Annotated in this window: 16 protein-coding genes; 7 read left to right on the top strand and 9 right to left on the bottom strand. The window is 69.3% G+C overall.

Annotated elements, in window-relative coordinates; genetic code table 11:
• Positions 1–90 precede the first annotated feature (90 nt).
• A complete protein-coding gene (locus FNV62_RS46970) occupies positions 91–453 on the top strand; it encodes a DUF1304 domain-containing protein (protein ID WP_054234260.1) in 363 nt (120 codons plus the stop codon).
• Positions 450–1,004: a TetR/AcrR family transcriptional regulator gene (locus tag FNV62_RS46965; protein ID WP_067360187.1), complete on the top strand. Its 555-nt coding sequence runs from the start codon at positions 450–452 to the stop codon at positions 1,002–1,004. Before FNV62_RS46970 ends, FNV62_RS46965 begins: the two co-directional genes overlap by 4 nt.
• Before the next feature lie 4 nt (positions 1,005–1,008).
• Here FNV62_RS46965 and FNV62_RS46960 read toward each other — a convergent pair whose 3' ends face one another.
• Both FNV62_RS46960 and FNV62_RS46955 read right to left on the bottom strand, forming a co-directional pair.
• Entirely contained in the window at positions 1,009–1,863 is an 855-nt protein-coding gene (locus FNV62_RS46960; RefSeq protein ID WP_143604199.1) for a hypothetical protein, read from the bottom strand.
• Between the two features lie 134 nt (positions 1,864–1,997).
• Positions 1,998–2,954, bottom strand: coding sequence for a GlxA family transcriptional regulator (locus FNV62_RS46955; protein WP_143629617.1), 957 nt, complete (start codon positions 2,952–2,954; stop codon positions 1,998–2,000).
• Positions 2,955–3,023: 69 nt separating this feature from the next.
• On the opposite strand from FNV62_RS46955, the gene FNV62_RS46950 reads away from it, so the two are divergent.
• Positions 3,024–3,974 carry an NADP-dependent oxidoreductase gene (locus tag FNV62_RS46950; protein WP_097287866.1) on the top strand — a complete coding sequence of 317 codons (951 nt, stop codon included), beginning with the start codon at positions 3,024–3,026 and terminating at the stop codon, positions 3,972–3,974.
• Here FNV62_RS46950 and FNV62_RS46945 read toward each other — a convergent pair.
• Both FNV62_RS46945 and FNV62_RS46940 read right to left on the bottom strand, forming a co-directional pair.
• The gene (locus FNV62_RS46945) at positions 3,971–5,077 is read right to left on the bottom strand and encodes an NAD(P)-dependent alcohol dehydrogenase (protein ID WP_143629616.1); all 1,107 of its coding nucleotides are present in this window, start codon (positions 5,075–5,077) and stop codon (positions 3,971–3,973) included. The two genes, FNV62_RS46950 and FNV62_RS46945, sit on opposite strands and share 4 nt — an antisense overlap.
• Positions 5,078–5,109: 32 nt before the next feature.
• Positions 5,110–6,567, bottom strand: a complete 1,458-nt coding sequence (locus FNV62_RS46940) for an aldehyde dehydrogenase family protein (RefSeq protein WP_143629614.1) — start codon at positions 6,565–6,567, stop codon at positions 5,110–5,112.
• A 105-nt stretch (positions 6,568–6,672) separates the two neighbouring features.
• Between FNV62_RS46940 and FNV62_RS46935 the strand changes: the two genes are divergently transcribed.
• Positions 6,673–7,110: a MarR family winged helix-turn-helix transcriptional regulator gene (locus FNV62_RS46935; protein ID WP_054234266.1), complete on the top strand. Its 438-nt coding sequence runs from the start codon at positions 6,673–6,675 to the stop codon at positions 7,108–7,110.
• Between the two features lie 164 nt (positions 7,111–7,274).
• Positions 7,275–7,655, top strand: a complete 381-nt coding sequence (locus FNV62_RS46930; protein WP_054234267.1) for an anti-sigma factor antagonist — start codon at positions 7,275–7,277, stop codon at positions 7,653–7,655.
• Positions 7,656–7,699: 44 nt separating this feature from the next.
• On the opposite strand, the gene tuf is transcribed toward FNV62_RS46930, so the two are convergent.
• From tuf to FNV62_RS46910, 4 genes are all read right to left on the bottom strand, one after another.
• On the bottom strand, positions 7,700–8,893 hold the full coding sequence (gene tuf / locus FNV62_RS46925; RefSeq protein WP_144316225.1) for an elongation factor Tu: 1,194 nt from the start codon (positions 8,891–8,893) through the stop codon (positions 7,700–7,702).
• A 114-nt stretch (positions 8,894–9,007) separates the two neighbouring features.
• The gene (locus FNV62_RS46920; protein WP_054234269.1) at positions 9,008–9,961 is read right to left on the bottom strand and encodes a ribose-phosphate diphosphokinase; all 954 of its coding nucleotides are present in this window, start codon (positions 9,959–9,961) and stop codon (positions 9,008–9,010) included.
• Between the two features lie 952 nt (positions 9,962–10,913).
• Positions 10,914–11,294: a BlaI/MecI/CopY family transcriptional regulator gene (locus FNV62_RS46915; protein ID WP_121413877.1), complete on the bottom strand. Its 381-nt coding sequence runs from the start codon at positions 11,292–11,294 to the stop codon at positions 10,914–10,916.
• A gap of 230 nt (positions 11,295–11,524) precedes the next feature.
• Positions 11,525–11,806: a class I SAM-dependent methyltransferase gene (locus FNV62_RS46910; protein ID WP_164331869.1), complete on the bottom strand. Its 282-nt coding sequence runs from the start codon at positions 11,804–11,806 to the stop codon at positions 11,525–11,527.
• 300 nt (positions 11,807–12,106) lie between these two features.
• Here FNV62_RS46910 and FNV62_RS46905 point away from each other — a divergent pair, with 300 nt between their 5' ends.
• Together FNV62_RS46905 and FNV62_RS46900 are read left to right on the top strand one after the other, a co-directional pair.
• Positions 12,107–12,535 (top strand): DUF6153 family protein, encoded by a 429-nt coding sequence (locus tag FNV62_RS46905; RefSeq protein ID WP_143629611.1) that lies wholly within the window; start codon positions 12,107–12,109, stop codon positions 12,533–12,535.
• A 75-nt stretch (positions 12,536–12,610) separates the two neighbouring features.
• Positions 12,611–14,245, top strand: a complete 1,635-nt coding sequence (locus FNV62_RS46900; protein WP_143629609.1) for a multicopper oxidase family protein — start codon at positions 12,611–12,613, stop codon at positions 14,243–14,245.
• A 254-nt stretch (positions 14,246–14,499) separates the two neighbouring features.
• On the opposite strand, the gene FNV62_RS54850 is transcribed toward FNV62_RS46900, so the two are convergent.
• Entirely contained in the window at positions 14,500–15,123 is a 624-nt protein-coding gene (locus FNV62_RS54850; RefSeq protein ID WP_205521831.1) for a group II intron maturase-specific domain-containing protein, read from the bottom strand.
• Between the last annotated feature and the right edge of the window lie 703 nt (positions 15,124–15,826).

Here is a 15,826-nt window from a genome sequence, read left to right as displayed (position 1 = left end):
TGGACAGTCGTCCAGCTATAGTGGACACCTGTCCAGAAAATATCTGTACGGGACATCGTGGACAACCGTGTACGAGGGAGCTTGCTGACGATGGAGACGGTCGCGAACGTGCTGGTGGGCCTGGTGGCCGCGCTGCACGCGTACATACTCGTGATGGAGATGTTCCTCTGGGAGAAGAAGCCGGGGCGCGGCCTGCACGGCTTCGACCCTGAGATGGCCCGGGCTACCGCGCCGATGGCCGCCAACCAGGGGCTCTACAACGGGTTTCTCGCGGCGGGCCTGGTGTGGGGGCTGATCGCCGCCGATCCGACCGGGTTCCGCGTCCAGGTCTTCTTCCTGGTGTGCGTCGTGGTCGCCGGGGTGTACGGGGCGCTCACCGCCAACCGCCGCATCCTCTTCGCGCAGGCCCTGCCCGGCGCGCTCGCCCTGGCCGCCGTCCTGCTCGCGCGGTGACGCCCGAGGACCCGCGGGCCGCCCGCACCCGCGAGAAGCTGCGCCGGGCGCTCCTCGCGGAGTGCGCCGAGCACCCGCTGGAGGAGGTCGGCGTCGCCGCGCTGGTGCGGCGGGCCGGGGTCGGCCGGGCCACCTTCTACGTGCACTACGCCGACCTGGAGGCACTAGCCGTCGACGCCTGCGCCGATGTCGTACGGGAGGCCGTGGAGGCGCTGCACGCGTGGCGCGGGCGGCCCGACCCGGTGTCCGCGCCACCCGCCCTGCTCGCGTTCTTCGCCGACCTCGCCCCGCACGCCGGCCTCTACCGCGCGCTGCTCAGCCCGGGTGGGGGCGGCCCGCTCGGGCATGTCCTCCATCGCGACCTGCGCGCCCGCAGCCTGGCCGAGCGCACCCTCGCGGGCGCCGCGGACGCCCCGCTGGTGGCCTCCGCGGTCGCCGCCACGTTCGCCGGGGTGCTCGCCGACTGGCTGCATGGACTCCTTGAGGGCACGCCGGAGGAAGTCGCCGACCAGGTCTGGCAGTTGCTGGTCGCCCTGCACATGAGCCGCTGAGGTCTCACTTGCAGGCCACCCGTTCCTTCGTGGCGGGCCAGGCCTCCACCCCGTGGTTCGTGCGTACGTACGCCGTGGCCTTGTCGTCCGTCAGCCAGAGCGCCCAGTCGTGGAAGCGGTATCCGGTGTCGTGCGCGCCTGCGGGCATACGGACGTCCCCCTCGTACGCCGCGGTGAGCAGGTGGCTCCCGAGCACCCCGCGCGGATCGCGGGCGTACTGCCTGACGTCCTTGCGCCCGCCCAACGCGAGGAAGTGGACGCTCTCCCAGTCGCAGTGCTCCGGCCCCGTCGAGCTGCTCACCGTCGTGGTGGGCAGGCGACGGCCGTCCCGGGCGGTCCAGATCTCGAACCTGTTGTCCGTGAAACTCGCGGGGAGTTCGGCCGGGTCGCAGGAGGCGTTGGTCTCCGGGCCCCAACCGGGGCGGTGCGGCTGGTCCTTGGCGACGACAACGGCGACCTTGGTCCTGCCGTCGACGTCGTACGAGAACAGGACGCGGCCCGCCGCCCTCCGCTCCACCCGGTAGCCGTGATCGGGCAGTTCGGGCTGGTCCATGTCGAAGTACGCGTTCAGGCCCTCCTCCGGCGTCGAGCCGCCGTCACGCTCGGCCCACCCGTCGCCCCCACCACCCGAGTGGATCGGGCCGTCGCACTCCAACGCCCGGCCTGCCGCACCCGAGCTCTCCTCGAATTCTCGGGCGCTGCCGTCCGCGCTCTCCCTGAACGGCAGGTCCAGCCGCCCCGCGTACGGCGTTGCCGGGGGCGTACCGGTGACGACGAGGTCCTCGCGCACCCCGTCGTCGTCGCACCCCACCGCCGCCAGTCCCACCAGCGCCACCGCCGCCACGATCCCTCTGCGCATCCCGCCCCCTGTTCGACGCACACTCGCTGTCCCTCCTCCGACGCACGAGGGACCGTGATCGTTCGCACGAGGGACCGTGATCGTTCGCACGGGGGACGGTGAGGGATCGTACGGGGGACGGTGAGGATCGTCGCTCAGCGAGCCGCCTGGAACGTGCGCCGGTAGGCCCCCGGCGAGACGCCGATCGCCGCGTGCAGGTGCTGGCGGAGCGAGGTGCCCGTCGCGAAGCCGACCTCGCCGGCGATCTGGTCCACCGAGAGGTCGCTGGACTCCAGCAGATGGCGGGCCCGGGCGACGCGCTGCTGGATGAGCCAGCGGCCGGGGCTCATGCCCACCTCGTCGTTGAAGCGGCGGGCGAAGGTGCGCAGGCTCATGCGGGCGTGTCCGGCCAGATCGGCCAGGGTCAGTGGGTCACCCAGTCGGGCGAGGGCCCACCCACGGGTCGCCGCCGTGCTGGTCGCCGCCGCGTCCGGCACGGGCTGCTCGATGTACTGGGCCTGACCGCCGTCGCGCCAGGGCGGCACCACACAGCGCCGGGCCACCTTGTTGGCCAGCTCACTGCCGTGGTCGTTGCGCAGGATGTGCAGACAGACGTCGACGCCGGAGGCGGCACCTGCGGAGGTGAGGATCGTGCCGTCGTCCACGAAGAGCACGTCCGCGTCCAGGAGCACCTCCGGGAACAGACGCCGGAAATCGTCGGCCAGCTGCCAGTGCGTGGTCGCCCGCCGCCCCTGAAGGAGACCGGCCGCCGCCAGCACGAACGCGCCCGTGCAGATGGAGACGATGCGGGTGCCCGGGCGGATGAGCGCGAGCGCCGCGGTGACCTCGGCGGAGAGCTCCGCGGTCACGGCGGCCGGGTCGATCGCGGGGATCACCACCGTGTCCGCCGTGCCCAGCACCTCGGGGCCGTGCTCGACGGTGACCGAGAAGTCCGCGTTGCAGCGCACCGGGCGGCCGTCGACGGTGCAGGTCAGCACCTCGTACCGGCCGTCCGCGGCGCCGAAGATCCGGCTGGGGATGCCCAGCTCGAAGGGGTAGACGCCGTCCAGTGCCAGGACGGCCACGCGCTCCACACGCTTCACTCGGCCCATGGCACGATCTTATCGAAGGTTGGCAATCTTGCCATTTCGCGGAGCGCGCCGGCCCGGCACGCTGGGTCCATGAGCACTGCGAACACGATGCGCGCGATCAGTCAGGACGTCCTCGGCGGGCCCGAGGTACTCAAGGAAGTGGAGATCGATCGGCCGACGCCCGGGCCGAGCGAGGTACTGGTACGGGTGCGGGCGGCCGGGGTCAACCCGACCGACTGGAAGCACCGGGCGACGGGCGGGTTCCTGGGACAGCCGCCCTTCGTGCTGGGCTGGGACGTCTCCGGAGTGGTGGAGGCGGTCGGGGTCGGCGTCACCCTGTACGAGCCCGGCGACGAGGTCTTCGGCATGTTGCCCTACCCGTTCGGGCACGGCTCGCACGCCGAGTACGTGACCGCGTCCGCCCGCTCCTTCGCACCCAAGCCGGCCGGGATCGACCACACGGAGGCGGGCGCCCTGCCGCTGGTCTCGCTGACCGCCTGGCAGGCGCTGGTCGACACGGCCGATCTGCGGCCGGGACAGCGGGTGCTGATCCACGCCGCGGCCGGCGGCGTCGGGCATGTGGCCGTGCAGATCGCCAAGGCACGCGGCGCGTATGTGATCGGCACGGCGAGCGCGGGCAAGCACGAGTTCCTGCGCGACCTCGGCGCCGACGAGCTGATCGACTACCGGGAGACCGACTTCACCGAGGCGGTCCGGGACGTCGACGTCGTCCTGGACACGATCGGCGAGGAGAACACCTTCCGCTCGCTGCGTGTGCTGCGCGAGGGCGGGATCGTGGTGTCGATCCTGCCGATGGGCCGTGAGGAGCTCTACAAGGAAGCCGCGGCGCTCGGTGTGCGGGCGGCGCGGATGCTGGTCGAGGCGGACCACGCGGGCATGCGGGCGGTCGCGGACCTCGTCGACGCGGGCAAACTGCGCGCGACGATCGCCGGGACGTTCCCGCTGGCCGACGCCGCCGAGGCACACGCGCTCGGCGACACCGGCCGGACCACGGGGAAGCTCGTCCTCACGGTCGACTAGAAGGTCAGTACGGGCTTGATCGTCTTGCCCGCCTTCATGTCCCGCACCGCCTGCTCGATGTCCGCGAACGGATAGTGGCTGATCAGGCGGTGCAGCGGGAGCCGTCCCTCCTTCACGAGCTGGACCAGCGCGGGGATGAAGGTCTGGGTCTCGCCGTCCCCCAGAGTGAGGCCGACGATCCGCCGGCCGGGGATCAACCCGTTGACGTCCAGGGCGACTTCGGTACCGAAGGGCGGGGCGCCGACCACGACCAGGGTGCCGCGCGCGGCGAGCGCGTCGGCGCCCTGGCGCAGTACGGCGACGCTGCCGGTGGTCTCGACGACACCGTCGGCACCGTGACCGTCCGTCAGCAGCGCGACGGCCTCGCCGAGGTCGGTCTCGCCCGCGTCGATCGTGTGCGTCGCACCCAACTCCTTGGCCAGGGTGAGGCGTTCGGCGACCCGGTCGACCGCGATGATCCTCGTGGCGGGGGTCAGGGCAGCGGCCATCACCGCGGACAGGCCGACCGCTCCGGCACCGAGTACGACGAGGGTGTCGCCGAGCCTGGGCTTCAGCACGTTCCAGACCGCACCGACCCCGGTCTGCACCCCGCACCCCAGAGGCGCGATGGACTCCAGCGGCACATCGGGGTCGACCTTCACCAGGCTGCGCGCGTCGACCAGCGCCCGCTCGGCGAAGGAGGACTGCCCGAAGAAGTGCCCGCCCAGCGGGACCCCGGCACGGCTGATGGTGCTGGTGCCGTCGGCGCGTCGGCCGCCGATGAGGTTCAGCGGCAGCCAGGTGGCGCAGTAGGCGGGGTGCCCGTCACGGCAGTTGTGGCAGCCGCCGCAGGAGGTGAAGGACAGGACGGCGTGGTCGCCGGGGGCGACGCCGGTGACGTCCGGTCCGACGGCCTCGACGACGCCCGCTCCCTCGTGGCCGAGGACGCCGGGCAGGGGGAAGGGCAGACCGCCGCTCGCCACACCGAGGTCGGTGTGGCACAGGCCGGTCGCCACCATGCGGACGAGGACTTCGCCGGGGCCGGGCTCGTCGAGTGCGACATCGGCGAGCGTGAACGGCGCGCCTGAGGACTCGACCACGGCCGCGCGGGTGGGGGTGGACATCGTACGAACTCCCTTTGGTGATGGTTCGCGGCTCAGTCGAGCGAGACGACGACGGACTTGACCTTGGTGTAGGAGGCGAGGGCCTCGGGCCCGTACTCCCGGCCGAAGCCGGAGTCCTTGACCCCGCCGAAGGGGACCGCGGGGTCGAGCATCGCCCAGTCGTTGATCCAGACGATGCCCGCCTGGAGCCGGTCGGCGACGCGGTGCGCGCGGGTGAGGTCGGTGGTCTGGATGCCCGAAGCCAGGCCGTACGGGGTGGAGTTGGCCAGTGCGACGGCCTCGTCCTCGGTGTCGAAGGGCTGGACGGTGAGGACCGGGCCGAAGATCTCCTCCTGGATCACCCGGGAGTCGTTCGGCAGGCCCGCGAGGACCGTGGGCTTGTAGTAGTAGCCGCCGTTCAGGTCGAGCCGCTCGCCGCCGCAGACGATGCGGGCGCCCTCCTTGCGGGCCAGTTCGACGTACTCCTCGACCTTCCGGAGGTGCCTCTCCCCCGCCATCGGTCCGACCACGGTCTCGGGGGCGCGGGGGTCGCCGACCGGGACGCCGGGGACGGCGTCGGCGAGGATGCTCAGCAGGGTGCTGTACACCGAGCGTGCCACCAGCAGCCGCGGGCCGCCCATGCAGAACTGCCCGGTGTTGAAGACGAATCCCTTGATGACCGCGCCGACCGCCTTCTCCAGGTCGGCGTCCTCGAAGACGACGTGGGCCGCGTTGCCGCCCAGTTCCATGGTGACCGGCTTGAGCGCCTCGCCCGCGACGCTCGCGGCGTGCCGCCCGACGGCGGTCGAACCGGTGAAGGCGAGCTTGTCGATGCCGGGGTTGCGCAGCAGCGCCTCGCCGGCGACCGGTCCGCTGCCGGTGACGACGTTCACCACACCGTCCGGGACCCCGGCCTCCTGGAGCAGGCGGGCCATGTACAGGGCGCTGAGCGGGGTCTCGTCGGCGGGCTTGTGCACCACGGTGTTGCCGGCCGCGAGAGCGGGGGCGAGCTTCGAACTGGAGAGGATCAGCGGGAAGTTGAAGGGCGTGATCGCGGCGACCACGCCGAGCGGCCCCCGGCGCGTGTAGGCGAAGGCGCCCAGCGGGGTGTCGCGGGTGGCGCCGTCCAGGGTCTGGGCGAGCGCGGCGCAGTACTCGTACTCGTCGGCCGCCGTGAGCACGTCGACGGGGCGGCACAGGGAGATGGGCTTGCCGACGTCGAGACTCTCCAGGGCGGCGAGCTCGTCGGCGTTCTCGCGGATGAGCTCCGAGGCGCGGTGCAGCACCCTGCCCCGCTCCCGTCCGCTCAGGCCGGCCCAGGGGCCGTGGTCGAAGGCCTCCCGTGCGGCGCGTACGGCGGCGTCCACGTCCGCCGCACCTGCCTCGGCGACCGTCGTGACCACCTGGCCGGTGGACGGGTCGATCACGTCCGTACGCGCTCCGTCGGCCGCCTCGCGCCACTGTCCGCCGATGAACAGCCGCCCGGGCCCGCTCTCGAAGGTGGTCGTCATTGCCCACTCCTCAGCCTTGGTCGCCAAGATTTCAACCAACAGGATTCCTGTTGGTTCGCAGTCTCATTACGGACAGGATTCCTGTCAATGCCTTAGGCTGAACCCATGGTCGGCACCCAGGTAACGAAGGCACCTCCGTCCCTGCTCTACATGGTCAAGCAGGTGGAGCTCGTCGTGCGCTCCCACCTCGACGAACTGGTGAAGCCGGCGGGGATCACCGCACTGCAGTACACGTCACTCACCGTGCTGGAGCGACACGACGGCCTCTCGGCGGCACAGCTCGCGCGGGACTCCTTCGTGACCGCGCAGTCGATGGCCGACCTGGTGCGCTCACTGGAGAACCGCGGACTGATCCGCCGCGAGCGCAATCCGCACAACCGGCGCGAGCTGCTGATCCTGCTCACCGACGAGGGGCGCGCGCTGCTGGCGCGGTACACCGACGCGGTACGTGAGCTGGAGGAACGCATGGTGCGCGAACTCAGCGCACACCAGACGGATCAGTTCCGCCAGGCGCTGTCCAAGGCGTGGCACGCTCTGTCGTGATCCGCGCGGCCGACCCGAGGGGCAACTCGCCCGCCAAATCGCAGACATATGTCAATCGAACATGCTGGAATTCACTCCAACGAGGGTAACTTGCAGAGCAGGGAACGGTTTTGCGGGCCCTGCCACCAGGAGTGGGCCAGCAGCCGGTTGGAGGCGATGTCGCCGTGACGTACGACCCCGCACCGCCCACGCGTCATCTACGCGTCCGCCTGGACCGGGGTCACACGGTGCTGGAGTTCCACGGGGAGATCGACATCGTCGCGGCGCTGGAGATCACGCCGTACCTGGACGCCGTGACGGGGCACCCGGAGCCGCAGATCGTGATCGACCTGCGGCCCGTGGAGTTCTTCGACTGCTCCGGGCTGCGTCTGCTGTACCGCGCCAGGAGCCGCGTTCTCGACCGGGGCGGCCGGCTGCACCTGGTCTGCACCCGGCCGCTGACACTGCGCGTCCTCAAGGTGACCGGCCTGGCCCGGCTCCTGCCGCCCTCGGCGTCGCTGGACGCGGCGCTGGGGCAGCCGGAGGCCACGTCGGGCACGTTATGACCGCCGCCGACCGGACGGTGCGACCTCGGCCGGCTCCCCCTCGCTCACTGCAGGATCTTGGTGACCTGCCCCGCCCCCACCGTCCTGCCGCCCTCCCGGATGGCGAACTTCAGGCCCTCCTCCATGGCGATGGGCTGGATGAGCTGCACGTTCATGGTGGTGTTGTCGCCCGGCATGACCATCTCCGTGCCCCTGGGAAGGGTCACGACGCCGGTCACGTCCGTCGTGCGGAAGTAGAACTGCGTCCGGTAGTTGTCGAAGAAGGGCGTGTGCCGTCCGCCCTCGTCCTTCGACAGGATGTACGCCCGCGCCTCGAACTGCGTGTGCGGGGTGACCGAACCCGGCCTGATCACGACCTGCCCCCGCTCCACGTCGTCGCGCCTGACCCCGCGCAGCAGCAGGCCGACGTTCTCCCCCGCCCTGCCCTCGTCGAGGAGTTTGCGGAACATCTCGATGCCCGTGACGGTGGTCTTCGTCTTCTGCTCGTGGATGCCGATGATCTCGACCTCGTTGTGGACCTTCAGCACCCCGCGCTCGATCCGGCCGGTGACGACCGTGCCGCGACCCGTGATGGTGAAGACGTCCTCGATCGGCATCAGGAAGGGCCGGTCGACGTCCCGGACCGGCTCGGGCACGAACTCGTCGACAGCCGCGAGCAGTTCGAGAACGGAGGCACTCCACTTCGGGTCGCCCTCCAGCGCCTTGAGCGCGGAGACCTGGACGACCGGAACGTCGTCGCCGGGGAACTCGTACTCGGTGAGCAGCTCACGCACCTCGAGTTCGACGAGTTCCAGGATCTCCTCGTCGTCGACCATGTCCGTCTTGTTGAGGGCGACGACGATGTACGGGACGCCGACCTGCCGGGCGAGCAGCACATGCTCCTTGGTCTGGGGCATCGGCCCGTCCGTCGCCGCGACCACCAGGATCGCGCCGTCCATCTGCGCGGCCCCGGTGATCATGTTCTTGATGTAGTCGGCGTGCCCCGGGCAGTCGACGTGCGCGTAGTGCCGGTGCTCCGTCTGGTACTCGACATGGGCGATCGAGATGGTGATGCCGCGCTGACGTTCCTCGGGCGCCTTGTCGATCTGGTCGAACGGCGTGAAGGGGTTCAGATCGGGAAACCGGTCGTGCAGAACCTTCGTCACGGCCGCCGTGAGTGTCGTCTTCCCGTGGTCGATGTGCCCGATGGTGCCGATGTTGACATGCGGCTTGGTCCGCTCGAACTTCGCCTTCGCCACTGCGAGCCCTCCTGATCACCTGGGTGACGCCGAGCGTTGCTGCGCCGCTTCCTGGCTGGGGGCCGAGCGAGGTGCCGAGTACTGAACGAGGTCAGGAAGGGTCGCTCTTCCTGTTTATTCGCTCGGGGGCGCGTCGAACAGGGCGCTGACGGACTCACCGTTGTGAATGCGGCGCACGGCCTCGGCGAGCGCCGGGGCGATGGACAGGATCCGCAGCTTCTCGGTGTGCTCCTCGTCCGGCACCGGCACGGTGTTGGTGCACACGATCTCCAGGATGTCCTCCTGCTCGCTCAGCCGCTTGAGCGCGCCCGCCGCGAACAGCCCGTGGGTGCAGGCGACCCGGATGGATCGCGGCCCCAACTCGCGCAACCGCTCCAGGAGTTCGAGGACCGTACTGCCCTTGGCGATCTCGTCGTCGAGGACGATGACATCGCGCCCGGTGATCTCACCGATGACGGAGCTGATGCTCACCCGGTCGTCGGCGAACCGCTGCTTGGCACCGGCGGCCACCTGGGCGCCGATCAGCCGGGCGAAGGCCGCGGCCTCCTTGGCGTTGCCCAGGTCCGGCGACACGACCGTCGTACGCGACAGATCGTGACCGCGGAAGTGCGCGGCGAGCTCCCGCAGGGCGTGCAGATGGTCGACCGGCACCGAGAAGAACCCGTGGACCTGCGGGGAGTGCAGCGTCATCGCGAGGACGCGGCTGGCCCCGGCCGCCACCAGCAGGTCGGCGACCAGCCGCCCACCCATGGAGATCCGCGGCATGTCCTTCTTGTCCGAACGCGCATACGAATAATGCGGCATGACCACGGTGATCCGCCCGGCCGAGGCACCACGCGCCGCGTCGCACATCATCAGCAGTTCGACGAGGTGCTCCTGCACGGGGGTGACCAGCGGTTGCACGAGGAACACATCGCGCTCGCGACAGTTGGCCTGGAGCTGGACCTCCAGGCAGTCGTTGGCGAACCGGCTGACCCGGGTCGGGCTGAGGGGCACGCCGAGATGGGCGCAGACCTCTGCCGCCAGCTCGGGATGGGCACTACCGCTGAACACGGCGATGTCACGCACGACCGCTCCTCGCAAGATCGATCCGGGTGCGCCGCCGGTTGGCATGATCGACCCGGGATGCGTGCCTCATGCTACTGGGCTCCGCCCGAGTACTCCCACCGGGGGAAATTCGGTCGCGCACGGTCACGGGGCATACGCCAGGGTGGTGAGACGCCCGCCGCCCTCCTGGCCTTGATCCAGTCATCCCGGAAGTTGCTCCGCCAAAGCTGCCCGCCCTGCGGACCAACGAACAGGTGACCCTCCTGTCCTTCGGCGGCGTAGCTCTTCAGGTCGACCTGCCCCATGGTTTGGGTTCCAGCCGCGGTGGCTAACTGGCGGCGGGGATGGTGTCTTGTTCGGAGAGAGTTCGTACTCGATCGGGGGGCGGTAGCCCAGTGCTGAGTGGCGCCGCTGTCGGTTGTGGAAGACCAACGCCTCACTAGGAACGTTTCCGCAGGTCAGGGCATCCTTCTGGTGGGGCGGATGGGACTCGAACCCACGGCCGACGGATGATGAGTCCTTTGAGGATCGTCCACGATCTTCCCGATCCTGCTGCAGCCGTCCTCTTTTCACAGGTCAGAGCCATGTCTTCATGCGGTGGCACCCGAACTCTTCCTCATCCTTCCCAGTCGTTCCGGCCCCTTGCGGGCACCCGGGCACCACCTCGGCCCCCGTGCAGTCCACAGATGCGGTCCCACAAGAGAATCGGACGCTTCGACGATCGCCCACACGGAAGGGCACCGGTCATCGCTCCGAGTGTGCCGCGCTCCAAATACGAGAGCAGCGGAGTTCCTTACCGGGCACGGTCAGCGCGAACCCGGCCAAGACGGCGGATGTGAGCGCCGAGGCTCCCAGCACCTGCCAGACCACGATGCCCAGCCGGGGCGCCCGCTCGGCCCAGCCGACCCACGCAGCAGCCAGGGCACCAGGGTGCACAGCAGCACGGCGTACACGAAGAGGACGGCGGCGACGATCACGAGGACGCCTCCCCCGCTTCCCGTGCCACGGCCTGTCCGAGCAGCCGGTGCAGTTCCTCGGCTTCGCCGGGCTGCATCTGCTGCACGAAGCGGGCCAGCGTCGCGGTGCGGTCGTCGGCCACGGACAGCGCCTCCCCCATCAGTCCGGCGACGTACTCCTCGCGGCTCTGGGTGGCTCCGTATTTGTAGGCCCGGCCGTCTTTCTCTTTCGCCAGCCAGCCTTTGCGGTAGAGGATCTCGGTGACGGTGTGGACGGTGTTGTACGCGGGCTCCGGGTCCCGGTCCAGGCGCTCGAGGACCTCACGGACGCGCAACGGTTTGCCCGCGGACCACACCGCGTCCATGATCGCGGCTTCCAGCTCGCCGAACTGCGTCATGGGCCCACCTCCCCGATCGGAATGTTCTCCGGACATCCTAAGCAGCCTAGGTGGTCGCGCGGCCGGTACCGATGATCGACGGGGGTGCGGGGTTGGCTCGGCCGTTGATCACGAAGTAGAAAGCGGCGGATGTCCTCGACGGTGAAGCCCGCCTCCTGGATGGCGCGTTCGGTGTCGCGGGTGAGGTGGCAGCCGCCACCGATGAGCCGCCATGGGAGGGCCAGCGCCTTCTACACCCGGCGGAAGCCGGGCCGCTCGGAGCCGACGTGCTCGTAGAAGAGCAGCTTCCCGCCCGGTTTCAGCACCCGCCTCGCCTCGGCGAGGGCGCCCGGCACGTCCGCGAAGGTGCAGAGCACCAGTGAGAACACCGCCACGTCGAAACCGTCGTCCTCCGACGGCAGCTGCTCCGCCCGGCCCGCCGCCACCTCCACCTGCACGGGCGCGTCCGTCGCGGCCTTCTCCACGTGAGCCCGGAGTCTCGGCTTCGGCTCCACCGCCACCACCTGCGTCACCTCGAGCGGATAGTGCCGGAAGTTCTCCCCCCGTCCCGGCTCCGATCTCGACCACCCGACCGCGCACACCCGTCAGCAGCTCCTGGCGGTGCTCGATCGAGCCGTGCGCCTCGGTGAAGGCGTTGATGCGCGGGTAGGGGCGGGCGAAGGCTGTGTCACCTTCCGACTGACCGGCACCTTGGCGTTCGCCTTGCCGCCGGTGCTGTACGCGGCGAAGACGACGACGTTGTACGAAACCGATACCCCCTGGGGGTAAGATGGCTACTCCGGCGTCCGGTGCGCACGGTGAAGGTGGAGCTCATGGGGATACGGACAGCGCACAGCGGCGGTTCAGCCGTTCGCTGTGTGTACGGGGTGTTCTTCACCCTGTGCGTCGCGCTGGCCGTGCTCGTCCATCATGAGATATCCGGGATGACCGACTCGCCGATGCCGGCCATGGCCCACGCGGCCATGCCGGGCGCAGCCCATGACGCTCACGTGCTGCCGGACGGCACGGCGTCGTCCGTCTCGGACGCATCCACACACAATCTCAACGACAGCGGATGCGCCACGCCAGGCATGCAGCACTGCAGCTCGGCGAGCATCACCACCGTGCATCTCGCCATACCGGGGCCGAGCGCGTTCGACGCCTCGGCCGATCTCCTGAGGGCCTTGTCCCGACGCGCACCGGGCTCCGTGGCGAGCAGAGCTCCGCCCGATCTGTCCGTCCTCTCTCAACTGCGCATTTAGGCCGCGCCGGACGGCGCGCGATGTGCCGTCCCTCCGCGACCACATCGGCAGTTACGACACAGAGGACACCACGTCATGAACAGCATCAACCGCCGCTCCGTCCTGCTCGCCGGGCTCGGAGCCGCCGGAACCGGCGCCCTCGCCGCCTGCAATGGCGGCTCCGGTAACACCGGATCCGGCAGCGGCAGCGGCAATGCCTTGGTCAGCCCGACCGCCTCGGCGGTCGCCGCCGCCGAGAAGAAGCGCACGAGCAGTGGACGGCAGCGGAAGCTCACCCTGACCGCGTCACCCGCGATCATCGACCTGGGCGGCGGCGTCATGCCCAAGACCTGGGCCTTCGACGGCCGTACGCCGGGCAAGGAGGTACGCCTCTCCGTCGGCGACACTCTGATAGCCGAGCTGTCCAACCAGCTCCCGAACAAGACGGCCACGTCGATCCACTGGCACGGCATCGCCCTGCGCAACGACATGGACGGCGTGCCCCCGGCCACACAGACCGCGGTCCGGGCCGGATCCACCTTCACCTACAGGTTCATCGCCGACACCCCGGGTACGTACTTCTTCCACCCCCATGTCGGCGTCCAGCTCGACCGTGGCCTGTACGCCCCGCTGATCGTCGAGGACCCCAAGGAGCCCCTGTCGTACGACGACGAGTGGGTCGTCCTCCTCGACGACTGGGTCGACGGCGTCACCGGCACCCCCAACGAGGTCTTCTCCGAGCTCAAGCTGGGCATGGCCGACATGAGCGGCATGGACATGAGCAGCAACCCGAACCCCAGCAGCTCGGACAGCATGGGTGACATGGGTGACATGGGCGGGATGGACATGGGCGGTTCCGCCTCGGCCTCCGCCTCCTCCGGCGGCATGTCCAAGAAGTTCATGCTCATGGGCGCCACCAGCAGCCTGCTCGGCGGCGACGCCGGTGACGTGAAATACCCGCACCACCTGATCAACGGCCGCGTGGCCACCGACCCGGATGTCTACACCGGCAAGCCCGGCAAGAAGGTACGACTGCGCATCATCAACGCCGGCTCGGACACCGCCTACCGGGTCGCCCTCGGCGGCCACAAACTGACCATCACCCACACCGACGGCTTCCCCGTCCAGCACCAGGAAGTGGACACCCTGCTGGTCGGCATGGGCGAACGCTACGACGTCCTCGTCACCCTCGGCGACGGCGTCTTCCCGCTCGTCTCCCTGGCCGAGGGCAAGAACGCCAACGGCCTGGCCCTGATGCGCACAGGCTCGGGGAACAAGCCGTCAGCGACCGTCCGTCCGAAGGAACTCGACGGCATGATCATGACGGCGTCCCAGCTGCGGGCCGCCGACGATGTGCGTCTCAAGTCCTCGAAGACCGACGTCACGCACCAGATCAAGCTGACCGGCAACATGATGAAGTACAACTGGGCCATCAACGGCACGCCGTTCGACATGAAGAATCCCGAGGCGCACCCGATCGTCATCGAGGAGGGCCAGCGGGTACGGCTCGACTTCGTCAACACGACCGAGATGTGGCACCCGATGCACCTGCACGGCCACACGTACCAGCTCGGAACCTCCGGGCCGCGCAAGGACACCGCGATCGTGCTGCCCAAGGAGACGGTGTCCGTGTTCCTCGACGCCGACAACCCGGGCCAGTGGATGATGCACTGCCACAACGCCTACCACGGCGAGGCCGGAATGATGGCGAACGTGGCCTACAAGGCCTGACGTTCTCCTCGTGCCACCTGGACGGGCCCACCGGTCGCGTTGCCGTTCCTCGGCATTGCCGAGGAACGGGCTGACCGCGCCGGCCGGGCCCGGTCCCGATACCGGGGCAACGAGCCCCGGAGGGAGCCTGTGGTGACGTGGTCGACCGTGCTGTTCGCATTCACCGTCGGGTTGCTGCAATCGGTAGCCACTGCGCCAGCGGGCGTTTCCGGCGCTGTGTTTCAGTTCTCCCGCACACGGCTTTCCGACATCGTTCACCGGCTGGCATGCGCCGTTGCCCTGCGCACGTTTCCGGTGAGACGGTAGACACCGAGCCGGGTGATCCACCCATAAGTAAATCGGGTGGTCCAGTTCCTGCCCGTAAGTCTGTGTTTCGCGCTGGCGGAGATCGCCAGCCGTTCGTGGACATAGTCGTCGACCAGGTTGAACTTCCGTCCGGAGTTCCCGTGACGGAAGTACGCCGCCCAGCCCCGCAGGACCGGGTTGAGATCGGCGACCACGGCGGATACCGGCCGCTCAGTCTTCGAACGAGCGGTCGCCGCACGGACTTTGTCCCGCAGTACCCGCATCGCCCTGGCCGAGGGCCAGCGTTGCAAGTAGTACCTGCCCCGCCATTTCCACGATTCCATCTTCCGGTGGTGGAAGCCGAGAAAGTCGAAGCCCTGCCCGCCTCGGGTGAGGCGGACGATGCCGGTCTTCTCGGGATGCAATCGCATCCCGAGCCGCTCCAGCACTCGTGCCACCAATTCACGGACCTGTTCGGCCCGTTGCTCCGTCGGAGACGAGGTCACCCCGCCCTCCAGGACTCCCATCCGCAGCCAGGCCCGGATCAGCTTCAGCATCGACCGGTCCACCACACGCCATGCCACTTGGGCCATCAGCGCCTCATGGTCGATCGTGCCGAATCAGTCGCGGATATCGGCCTCGAGCACCCACTCCCGCCGCTGGTTCGCGGCGACACGCACAGCTTCGCATGCGTCGATCGCGGACCGCTTCGGCCGGATCCATAGTTCGCCTCGGTGAACTGGGCCTCGAATACTGGTTCAAGGACCAGTTTCGCAGCCGTCATCACCACTCGGTCCGCCACCGTGGGGATCGAAAGCGGCCAGAACTCCCCCGGCCGCCCCAGGTTGGGAATCTGGACCCGCCGCAACACTGCCGGACGATACGTATGCGTCCGCAGTCTCTGCGAAAGGTCCTGGAGGAATGTGCAGGGCTCGGACCTTGTCCAGAGGACGGCCGCCCGGCCCTGCGGCGTCTTCCTCCCGGCGGATGGAACTAGCCGAAACGGCACTCATCCGGGTCCCTCCCCGTTTGCGAATCGCGTCGATGAAGCAGGGGCCCTTCGCTCCCAGCGGGTTGTGTTGTCCCGCCGATCGTCACTACTACGACCCCCTCCGACTGCCTCTCGGCAACCCGCCCTTTCCCGGTTCTGCCGGTTACAGGCAGGCCACTCTTCCCGGGCCGCAATACCCGGGGCCGAGGAGGCTCTCTCCAGTTCCCAGGACAACCTTCCGACCATTCCACGCCCCTTACGCCGGGAGGTTCTTCGACGACCGCTCCAGGTCCGAGATCGTCTTC

It is taken from the genome of Streptomyces sp. RLB3-17, from assembly GCF_007113425.2.
Lineage (GTDB): Bacteria > Actinomycetota > Actinomycetes > Streptomycetales > Streptomycetaceae > Streptomyces > Streptomyces mirabilis_D.
This window is presented reverse-complemented; position numbering and strand designations above follow the sequence as displayed.